Below are 8,643 nucleotides of genomic sequence, written 5' to 3'. Positions count from 1 at the left end.
GGCGGACGATTTCGCCCATTTTGATCGATTTCATCGGCTTGGCGAGACGCGTGCCGCCATACTTGCCGCGAGTGCTTTCCACGTAGCCGGCTGTGCGCAGCTCAAACAAGATGGCTTCAAGAAACTTAAACGGCAGGTGCTCCTGCTCGGCCAATGAGGAGACGGAAATCACTCCTTCTTTCTGCCGCTCGGCAATGCCCAGCCGTATCAGGGTGCGTAAGGCATATTCTCCGCGTTTGGTCAATCGCATGAGGACACAATGAAATGATTATTCCTGCTCGGCAAGCAGGATTTGATTTTCCAAATCACGGCACGGTGGGCGTGTTAGGCGGGATCCAAAACACCGAACTTTCGCGGATTCCGGCCAGATGCTCCCGGATGCCGGTCCGGTCGACAAAGCGCTTGAGCAGCGCCATGCCGCCAAAGGGCGTCACCGGCTTGTCAGAGTATTCAATGGGCAGGTTCACCATCACGGTGACTCTTCCACAGCTGTCATTCCCCTGGCACCTCAACCCATTGCGCTTTCCGTTCCGCTTCTATCGCATAGGCCGGGTTTATCCACCCACCATGCCCCGGCGAACCCACTATTCGCCCTGCATCGATCGGGTCATCATCTGCTCATTGCATCATGAAGGCCGGCGGCTTCGCCGTCCCATGACACGACTGGTCAACGACCTCCTCACCTCATCCCTGCAACACACGCAGGGATGGAGCATCGCAGATGAGGCTTCTCTTTCCATGCGCAGCCAGGATCTCACGCTGTCTCCGGCATGAAGGTCGGGAAGACGATGCCTTTCGCACCAGCGACGGGAGCGGTGGATTGCGCGACATGCAGCTCCACGTTGCGAGCTCCCCACGAGTAAGCGGTGCGTACGAGGGCGGACGCGGCGCAGGAGGCGAGGAAGACGAGCGTTTGACCCCGCAAGCAGTCGAGAGCTCGCCAGAGCAAGGCGACTGCCGTTGTCTCATCGATGGCGACACCAGGACCGATCATCGTGAACGACGGGTGCGTGCTCATGGCGAGGAAGCCGTTTACGGAGCCATCCGAGGCCTCGGAAACGAGCACCCGCCAGGCACCGACTTCGTTGCGAATGAAAAACGCGAAGTCCTTTTCGCGACGGATGCCCTGCTGAGCGTGCTCGAAGTCGGAGATTCGCGGCGCATCGGCCAAAACGGCATCACGCACACTTTCGATGCCCTCAGGTGCGGTGGCGGCCAGGCCGGTTTCGGGAACGGTGATGAGCAAATCTTGAAACATCGCCCCGGGGACGAATCCGAGCCGCGTGTAGAGCGAGAATGAGTCGAGGTTCAGCAGGCTTGAAACAAGCCGTGCGGGCTTGCCAAGGCGTTTCGCCTTGTCCAAGACGAGCGACATCATCTTCTTCGCGATCCCACGCCCACCCGCGTCCGGCGCGGTGGCGACGATGCCGATTGAGACATGCGTTTCACGCTCGTGCGAGAAGCACACGCCGACAATCTCGCCGCTGGCCGTGCGGGCAGTGACGCATTCACCGGGATCAAGCGCCTCATAGACGTCAGGAAAGAGGGTGAAGGGCTCGTGGCTGCCGCCAAAGCGTGATCCCTGACCGAGGCGGCTCTCATACCAGTGCACCAGCGCCCGGTGCAGCAGGCGGGCGATCGGCTCGCGGTCGGATGCGGTGAGGGCCGTGAAGGCGATGTGCTCGCTCATGGCTCAGAGGATCTCCCAGCCTTTGCGGTATTGTTCTTTGATGAAGGCGTCTGCGGCAGGCAGGCCTTTGGCTTTCATCGCCGCAGCGTCCCACTCGATGGGCTTTTGCGCGCGCAGCGAGAGCACTCCCAGCAGCGCGATCTCCGTGAGGTGGGCGGCGTAGGCAAAGGGGCTCGTCGCGGGTTCGCCGCCTTTGCATGCATCGATCCAGTCTCGATGATGGCCGTTGGAGCGTTTCAGCCGCGGCGCCGGCTTCTGGTATTCCACGCGGCGTTTTTCAGGGAAGAGCCGGGGCGGCCCGCCGCCGCCATCGCACTGGATCACTCCTTTTTCGCCAATGAAAAGACAGCCACGTTTTGGCAGTGGGAAAGCACCCAGCGCCTCGGGCGTGGGCGGCATCATGCCACCGTCATACCAGGTCATGCGGATCTCCGGCCGCGCGCCCGCTGCGGGGAAGGTGTAATAAATAAGCGCGCCATGCCCAGCGATGTCGCTCGTCATCAAACCGGCCGCGTGCGCCTCGATGCGCGAGGGCACAGGCAGATCAAAGGCGCGCACGGCAGTGTTCATGTCGTGGCAGGCGAAGTCGCCGATGCCCGTGCAGCCAAAGTCCCAGAAGTCACGCCACGCCACGGGGAAGTATGCCGGATGAAACGGCCGCTCCTGGCGCGGGCCCAGCCACAGGTCCCAGTTCAGGCCTGCAGGCACCGGCGGTGTGTCGGTGGGCTTTCCGGCGAGGGTGGGATTCCACCGCTTCGCGCCCACCCACACATGGATCTCCTTCACCGCGCCGATGGCGCCGTCCTGGATGTACTCGATCGTCTCGCGTGTGCCGAGCGACGAATGCCCCTGGCTGCCGAGCTGGGTGGCCACGCCGGTCTCTGCGGCCACCTTGGCCACGTGACGCGCCTCCCAGATGTTGTGCGTGAGCGGCTTCTCACAGTAGACGTGCTTCCCGGACCGCATGGCGATCACCGAGCAGTAGGCGTGCAGATGGTCTGGCGTGGCAATGAGCACGGCGTCGATGCTCTTCTCCTTCTCCAGCATCTCGCGGAAGTCGATGTAGTCCGCGCAGCGGAAGTTCGGTGTCTTGGTGGCGTAGTGCTTCTCGATCTCCGCCTTCACCGGCAGGCGGCCGCCCATGCCTTTGAAGTAAAAATTTTCAAGGCTGAACGACTCCGCCGGATCTGCCACGGCGATGATCTGGCAATCCTCAAGCGGCAGGAGATTGCGCACATTGGTGCGGCCCTGCCCGCCGGTGCCGATGATCGCCACGTTCACCTTTTCGCTCGGCGGCACAAAGCGCGGCCCACCCAGAACATGCCGGGGGACGATGTTGAAAGTAGTCACCGCGGCGGCGGTGGTTTTGAGGAAATGTCGGCGTGAGGAACTCGGAGCAGGATTCATGCGGTGATGCAATACGCCGTCCTGCGTGGCATTCTTCAGACGTGTTGGCAGCCATGGCAGCTGGAAGGATTGCAGTGCCGCCGCCGACAAGCCTACTGCGCTGAAGCCCGCTCGATGATCCTCGCCACGTCTTCCTCCAGCAAAAAACCTTCTTCGTGGAGTTTCTTCGCCGCTTTCGCGAGACGGGAAAGGTAGGCTTCTCGTGTCGGATAGCGTTCTTCCAGTGAGAGACGCGGGTCGCCGGTCTTTTCGCGCTCGGCTTTGGTTTGGGCGAAGGGGATGAACATGCCGTCGAGCGGCGCGAGCATCGTTTCAGCGCCTGCCTGCGGCGAGCGGAGGTTCCAGCCGGTGTAGGTGCCGCGCGGCACGGCGACCTCCGGAAGCACGATGCCGCTTGTTTCATTGCCATCGGCATTCACGGCGGGCAGCAGCGTGCGAAACGGCTTTCCGACCTTGGGCGGGATGATGTCGGCGATGCCTTCGCTGTGAAAACGCGGCCCGAAATCAAGGCGCGGAGGCTGGTAGGCCTGCGTGGGAAGGCGGCAGCCCGGGATCTTCGGAAACTGCGACTTCCATTCGTCAAAGCTCACTAGCGAGTGATCTTCTATGCGCGGATGGCGGCTAGGCGGCGGTGTTTTGCCATGCTTCACCCAATCGACGAGGTGCAGCAGCATGGCCCGCAGGACGGGGCCGCGATCATCGAGCGTGTTGCGCGGCTGCTGGCAGATGCCGGTGGTGCCGTCGCTCTTGCCGAGATGCTGCGCCCCTGCCACGAGGTACACGCGCACATCGTCGGGCAGCGTGAGATCGCCTTTCCCCTCCACATCGGTGTGCAGCAGCGAGGCGGCGCGGCTCCAGTACTCGGTGGAGGTTTGCGTGAAAATCAGACGTGGCGTGTGGCCGGACTTTCTCGAACGGGCCAGCGAGTCTCCTGATGCGCCCGTGATGGGATCCGTCTGCGGCAGCGGAGCCAGCGGGAAGAACTCGCTGCCGGAAAGATGCCCTTCGTGCTGCGTGCCGAACTCCGTGCTCATGCGGAAGCGATGGTTAAACATGCCCTTTCCGGAGCCCGCGACATGGATCAATGCGCCGTCGAAGACCGCGCGTCCCTGCTCGTCGGTGTTCAGCCCCTCATGCAGGAAGTGATGAATGACGCGGCCCGACTGGGAGATGCCGAACACGCAGGCCTTTTGCACCGCGCCCGCCAGCGGATTTTCCTTCGCTGCCCCGTGACGGAAAAAGGCCACGCAGTCTCGCAATGCGGTGAGGCCGAGCCCGGTCACGCGAGGCTCTTTCGCCGTGTAAACGAGATCGTAGAGCCAGCCGGGGCGCAGACCGGCTTTCACATAAACATGCGTGGCATCTGGGATGAATTTCCCATCCTCCATGCGACCAAACGCCCACTCGCCATGAGGTATCTCGACGCCTTCAGCATCGCGCTGCGGGCGCATCGTGAGCGTCGCGTCCGTGTTGTCGAGGCTTACGGATGGAAACGCCGCGCCGATGCCCCAAGGGCTCCACGAAAAGGCCCGGCTAAAGACTTTTTCCGTGGTGCTGATCTCCAGATGCGCCCGCCCGGTGATCGTCCGGCCGTCCTCGGTGGCCACCGGCAGTCCGCAGAGCAAACGCCGTGTGTCATCGGCCTGCACCTCGCCGTTCCAGCCGCACCACAGCAGGGAAAAGCCGTGCTTCATGAGAAAGCCATGGCCCGCATGCGACTCTGACTTCGGATCATTCGTGCGCTCGCCATCGTTGAAGGTCCAAAGAGCGAGCATGTTGCCGCGATTGTTCACGTCATAGAGCAGCACGCCGTTGCCCTTCGTGGCGTCGGTCGGTTTCAGCAGGAAGAAGTCCGCCCAGCTTTCCACGCGCCCTCCGGCGTTGTGCGGCGCCCGCTGAAGGTCGCTGATGCGTTCATTGGCCGCGTTGCGCGGGTCCGTTTCAAAATACATCCGCCCTTCAAGACGCTCATAGGCACCTGCGGCACCAAAGACCTTGCCCGCTGCAAACGGCGAGCGTCCGGTGATCTCAATACGGGTGACTTCCGCATGAGCCAGGCCGATGAAAAATGCGGCGACGATGATTCGGGAGAAAAAGAGGCTCATCAGAAGGGCAGGGGGGTGTTGGGGGCCACGGAGTCTTTCGGCCAGGGGTTGCCGGCATTGAAGACGAGCATTTCTTCTTCAGTCTCCACTTTGGCAAAGGTTTCGTTGATCTGCTCCTCCTTGGCCCAGGCGCGCAGGCTGTTGAGTCCGAGGTGACGGATGAAAAACGGATAGGCGGCCAGTCGCTTGCTCGGCCCATAGTCGTGCCCCTCCAGTGGGAAGTGAGCGTTCACGACCTTGTCTGCGGCTCCGTAAAGGCTGTAGATGTGCTGGATGTAGCGGAACTCCACCTCCGGCGTGTGCTGGGTGTAGTCTGCTCCATTGGAAATGACGAGCTGAGGCCGTGGTGCGGTCATCGCAGCGATCTCGGCGTTGTTCGTCTTGTGGTTTGGCCCCCAATGAATAGGCATGCCGCTTTCACACGGGCAACCGCCAAAGAAATGCGCGGACACCTGGCAGCTCGGCACCGCCACCGCGATGCGCTCATCCAGGGCGGAAGTGAGGAACGTCTGCGTGGCGCCGCCGGAGTTGCCGGTCATGCCGATGCGCTGGGGATCAACCCCCTCGATGGACGAGACGAAATCCAGGGCGCGAATGCAGTTCCACATGATCAAGCGCTGAATCTCCGGCACTTTGCCATGATCCCAGCCCGCTTTTTTTGAGTCGCCATAACCTACCATGTCATAGTGGAACACCACAGCCCCCATGCGGGCCAGCACCGCACAGCGGGTCTGGCGCGATGGAAGGAAACGGCCACCGTGCCCGTGTGCAGACACGATGCCGGCATAGGGGGGCTTCATCCCGAGAGGCCGATACAGCGTGCCGGTGATGTAGAAGCCGGGCCAGCTGCGGATGTACACGCTCTCCGCCGTGTACCCCTCATAGGTCCGCTTGTTGGAGTACACAGGGTCCAGCGGGGGCTTCTCCGGTGGATTCGCCAGCCGTGCTCCTTCGAGGATGCCGCGACGAATGGCCGCCTTGCGCTTTTCCCAGCTCGCCAGATCGGGGGTGGCTTTTTTGAAGGCCTCCAGCTCGGCGATGGCTTCCGCGGGCGTCTGGGCCTGGCCCATCCGCAGATGCCACCCCTCGGGCAGCGGCTTCTGTCCCTCTGCTCCAAAGAGGGACTGCCCATACAAGCCGGACAGCAGCGCCGCTCCTGATTTATTGATGAAGGAACGACGTGAGAAAGAAGTCGGTGCAGGGGGATGATTCATGGTGGGCGGGAATTTTCCAAAGCGGCGAGCAGACAAGATCGTGACGGCTGGTCAGACGAGGCATGATTCTACGCGCCTTGTTGGTGAGGCTTATCGTGTCTATTGGAACCGCTGCAGATTGTGGTATCGGCCTCGGAGCAAAAACGCTGACAAAAATCTCGTGGAAGCTGGGTATTAACCCAATGCGCCTTTTTCTGCTCTCTTTGTTCATCGCAACCTCTGTTGCTGCTGCTTCGGCTTCAGATCTCCATGTGGGTGCGGCCACCGTTGACATCACGCCAGACCGCCCCGTGGCGCTGGACGGACAAATGCATGTGCGGATCTCTGAGAAACCCGAAACTCACATCTTTGCCACCGCACTGGGACTGGAATCGCGCGAGGGAGACCGGGTGCTGGATCAGGCCATCATGATTTCCTGCGACATCGTGGCCATCCGCGATGGGCTCATCAAGCTGGTCCGCGAGAAGGCCAGGGACAAGCTGCCCGGATTTGATCTCAACAAGCTCGTCCTCAATGCCACGCACACTCACACCGCGCCGGTGACGATGAAGGGGGATCGCTACAGCCTGCTCGGCAAGAATGTGATGCTGCCCATGGAATACACCGATTTCCTGGTGGATCACATCGTGGCGGCTGCGGCGCAAAGCTGGGAGCAGCGCAAGCCCGCCAAAGCAGGCTGGGGCCAAGGGCAGGCGGTGATCGCCCAGAACCGCCGTGCGACCTACGCGGACGGAACCGCGAAAATGTACGGCCCCACCAATGTGCCGGAGTTTCGCGGCATCGAGGGCTATGAGGATCACAACCTCGAAGTGCTGTTCTTCTGGGATCTCAACAACACGCTCATCGCCACGGCGGTGAACGTCCCATGCCCTTCCCAGGAAGTCGAGGGGCTCAAAGTGATCCACGCCGACTTCTGGGATCCGGTGCGCCGCCAGTTGCGTGAGCGTCATGGCAAGGATCTCCACATCCTCGCCTGGACCGGAGCCGGAGGAGACCAGGTGCCGCGCCCGATGTATGGCAAGGCGGCGGATGAGCGCATGCGCCGTCTCCGCGGCCTCACACGGCTGGAAGAAGTCGCCCGGCGTGTCGTGCGTGGCTGGGAGGAGGCGTATGAAGGCGCCAAACTGGAGCCGGTGACCGGCGCGGTGTTGCAGCACCACACAAAGAAGATCGACCTGCCCTGGCGCAAGGTGACTGAGAAGGAGCTGGCCGATGCGCAGAAGGCCGTCGAGCAATACAAGAACGACCCCAAGGAACAGTGGAAGTATCTTTGGAACCAAGGCGTGGTGGATCGCTATGAAGCTGAAAAATCCGGGGCTGCGGGTGTCTTCCAGATGGAACTCCACGCCCTGCGCCTCGGAGATGTGGCCATCGCCACCAATGAGTTTGAACTCTTCACCGACTACGGCGTGCAGATGAAGGCCCGCAGCCCTGCGGTGCAGACCTTTCTCATTCAGCTGACCGGCTCAGGCGGCTATCTGCCGACACCCCGTGCCGTGGCCGGAGGCAGCTACAGCGCCATCATTCAAAGCAGCCGGGTCGGCCCCGAAGGCGGCCAGGCGCTGGTGGATGAAACCGTGAAAGCCTTCAACGATCTGTGGCCTGCTGCGCCAGAAACCCCCAAAGCCAGCCAATGAAGCCGTCAGCCCATCATCTTTCCCGGCGGCAGCTCCTCGGCACTGCGCTCTCCGGTGCCGCAGTGCTTTGGAATGAAACGCGACTGCACGCTGCTGATGCCGACCCACGAGTGCGCGGACCGTTTCCGATTCTCTCGACACCCTTCACGGAAAGCGGCGCAGTGGACTATGAGGTGCTGGCGAATCAGGCGCGGTTTGTGGACTGGGGCGGCTGTCCAGGCATGATCTGGCCGCAGTCGGGCGACAGCGTGGACCTGCTGACGATGGAGGAAAAGCTGCGCGGCATGGAGGTGCTGGCGAAGACCTCGCGCAGTTTCAAGACATCAGCGCTCTGCCTCGGTGTGCAGGGAAAAGACACGGCGGAGATGCTCCTGTATTCGCGCCATGCTGAAAAACTCGCGCCTGCAGCCATCATCTCACGTCCGCCAGACTCGGGACGCACGGAGGAGGACCTGCGGCAGTACTGGCGTGCACTGGCAGAGGTGGCGCAGCGCCCCGTCATCTTTCAAACGACAGGCGGCGTGGCTTACAAAGGGCCGGTGCCGTCCGTGAAGCTCATGATCGAGCTGGCGAAGGAGTTTCCAAACTTC

Annotated in this window: 9 protein-coding genes; 3 read left to right on the top strand and 6 right to left on the bottom strand. The window is 62.0% G+C overall.

Annotation, left to right across the window (positions count from 1 at the left end):
- The coding region (locus WAW39_RS04060; protein ID WP_422316041.1) for an RrF2 family transcriptional regulator at positions 1-250 on the bottom strand (250 nt) is incomplete at its 3' end.
- A gap of 55 nt (positions 251-305) precedes the next feature.
- Entirely contained in the window at positions 306-470 is a 165-nt protein-coding gene (locus WAW39_RS04055; RefSeq protein WP_422316039.1) for a hypothetical protein, read from the bottom strand.
- Positions 471-567: 97 nt separating this feature from the next.
- On the opposite strand from WAW39_RS04055, the gene WAW39_RS04050 reads away from it, so the two are divergent.
- Positions 568-774: a hypothetical protein gene (locus WAW39_RS04050; protein WP_422316037.1), complete on the top strand. Its 207-nt coding sequence runs from the start codon at positions 568-570 to the stop codon at positions 772-774.
- On the opposite strand, the gene WAW39_RS04045 is transcribed toward WAW39_RS04050, so the two are convergent.
- From WAW39_RS04045 to WAW39_RS04030, 4 genes are all read right to left on the bottom strand, one after another.
- Positions 755-1,690 (bottom strand): GNAT family N-acetyltransferase, encoded by a 936-nt coding sequence (locus WAW39_RS04045; RefSeq protein ID WP_422316035.1) that lies wholly within the window; start codon positions 1,688-1,690, stop codon positions 755-757. The two genes, WAW39_RS04050 and WAW39_RS04045, sit on opposite strands and share 20 nt — an antisense overlap.
- Positions 1,691-1,693: 3 nt before the next feature.
- On the bottom strand, positions 1,694-3,097 hold the full coding sequence (locus WAW39_RS04040; protein ID WP_422316033.1) for a Gfo/Idh/MocA family protein: 1,404 nt from the start codon (positions 3,095-3,097) through the stop codon (positions 1,694-1,696).
- A gap of 92 nt (positions 3,098-3,189) precedes the next feature.
- Complete coding sequence (locus WAW39_RS04035) at positions 3,190-5,202, bottom strand: alpha/beta hydrolase domain-containing protein (RefSeq protein WP_422316031.1); 2,013 nt, start codon at positions 5,200-5,202, stop codon at positions 3,190-3,192.
- Positions 5,202-6,416: an alpha/beta hydrolase family protein gene (locus tag WAW39_RS04030; protein ID WP_422316029.1), complete on the bottom strand. Its 1,215-nt coding sequence runs from the start codon at positions 6,414-6,416 to the stop codon at positions 5,202-5,204. Before WAW39_RS04030 ends, WAW39_RS04035 begins: the two co-directional genes overlap by 1 nt.
- 182 nt (positions 6,417-6,598) lie before the next feature.
- Between WAW39_RS04030 and WAW39_RS04025 the strand changes: the two genes are divergently transcribed.
- Together WAW39_RS04025 and WAW39_RS04020 are read left to right on the top strand one after the other, a co-directional pair.
- Positions 6,599-8,053 carry a hypothetical protein gene (locus WAW39_RS04025; RefSeq protein WP_422316027.1) on the top strand — a complete coding sequence of 485 codons (1,455 nt, stop codon included), beginning with the start codon at positions 6,599-6,601 and terminating at the stop codon, positions 8,051-8,053.
- The coding region (locus tag WAW39_RS04020) for a dihydrodipicolinate synthase family protein (protein WP_422316025.1) at positions 8,050-8,643 on the top strand (594 nt) is incomplete at its 3' end. The genes WAW39_RS04025 and WAW39_RS04020, both read left to right, overlap by 4 nt.

The sequence above is a fragment of the Prosthecobacter sp. genome (genome assembly GCF_049294395.1).
Taxonomy (GTDB): domain Bacteria; phylum Verrucomicrobiota; class Verrucomicrobiia; order Verrucomicrobiales; family Verrucomicrobiaceae; genus Prosthecobacter.
The sequence above is the reverse complement of the archived record's forward strand: the minus strand, read 5'-3'. Positions and strand labels throughout refer to the sequence as shown.

What these genes read in the sequence shown, in the direction of transcription:
- WAW39_RS04055 (WP_422316039.1), bottom strand. Translation starts at nt 470, where the DNA reads ATGGTGAACCTGCCCATTGAATACTCTGACAAGCCGGTGACGCCCTTT.
- WAW39_RS04050 (WP_422316037.1), top strand. Translation starts at nt 568, where the DNA reads ATGCCCCGGCGAACCCACTATTCGCCCTGCATCGATCGGGTCATCATC.
- WAW39_RS04045 (WP_422316035.1), bottom strand. Translation starts at nt 1,690, where the DNA reads ATGAGCGAGCACATCGCCTTCACGGCCCTCACCGCATCCGACCGCGAG.
- WAW39_RS04040 (WP_422316033.1), bottom strand. Translation starts at nt 3,097, where the DNA reads ATGAATCCTGCTCCGAGTTCCTCACGCCGACATTTCCTCAAAACCACC.
- WAW39_RS04035 (WP_422316031.1), bottom strand. Translation starts at nt 5,202, where the DNA reads ATGAGCCTCTTTTTCTCCCGAATCATCGTCGCCGCATTTTTCATCGGC.
- WAW39_RS04030 (WP_422316029.1), bottom strand. Translation starts at nt 6,416, where the DNA reads ATGAATCATCCCCCTGCACCGACTTCTTTCTCACGTCGTTCCTTCATC.
- WAW39_RS04025 (WP_422316027.1), top strand. Translation starts at nt 6,599, where the DNA reads ATGCGCCTTTTTCTGCTCTCTTTGTTCATCGCAACCTCTGTTGCTGCT.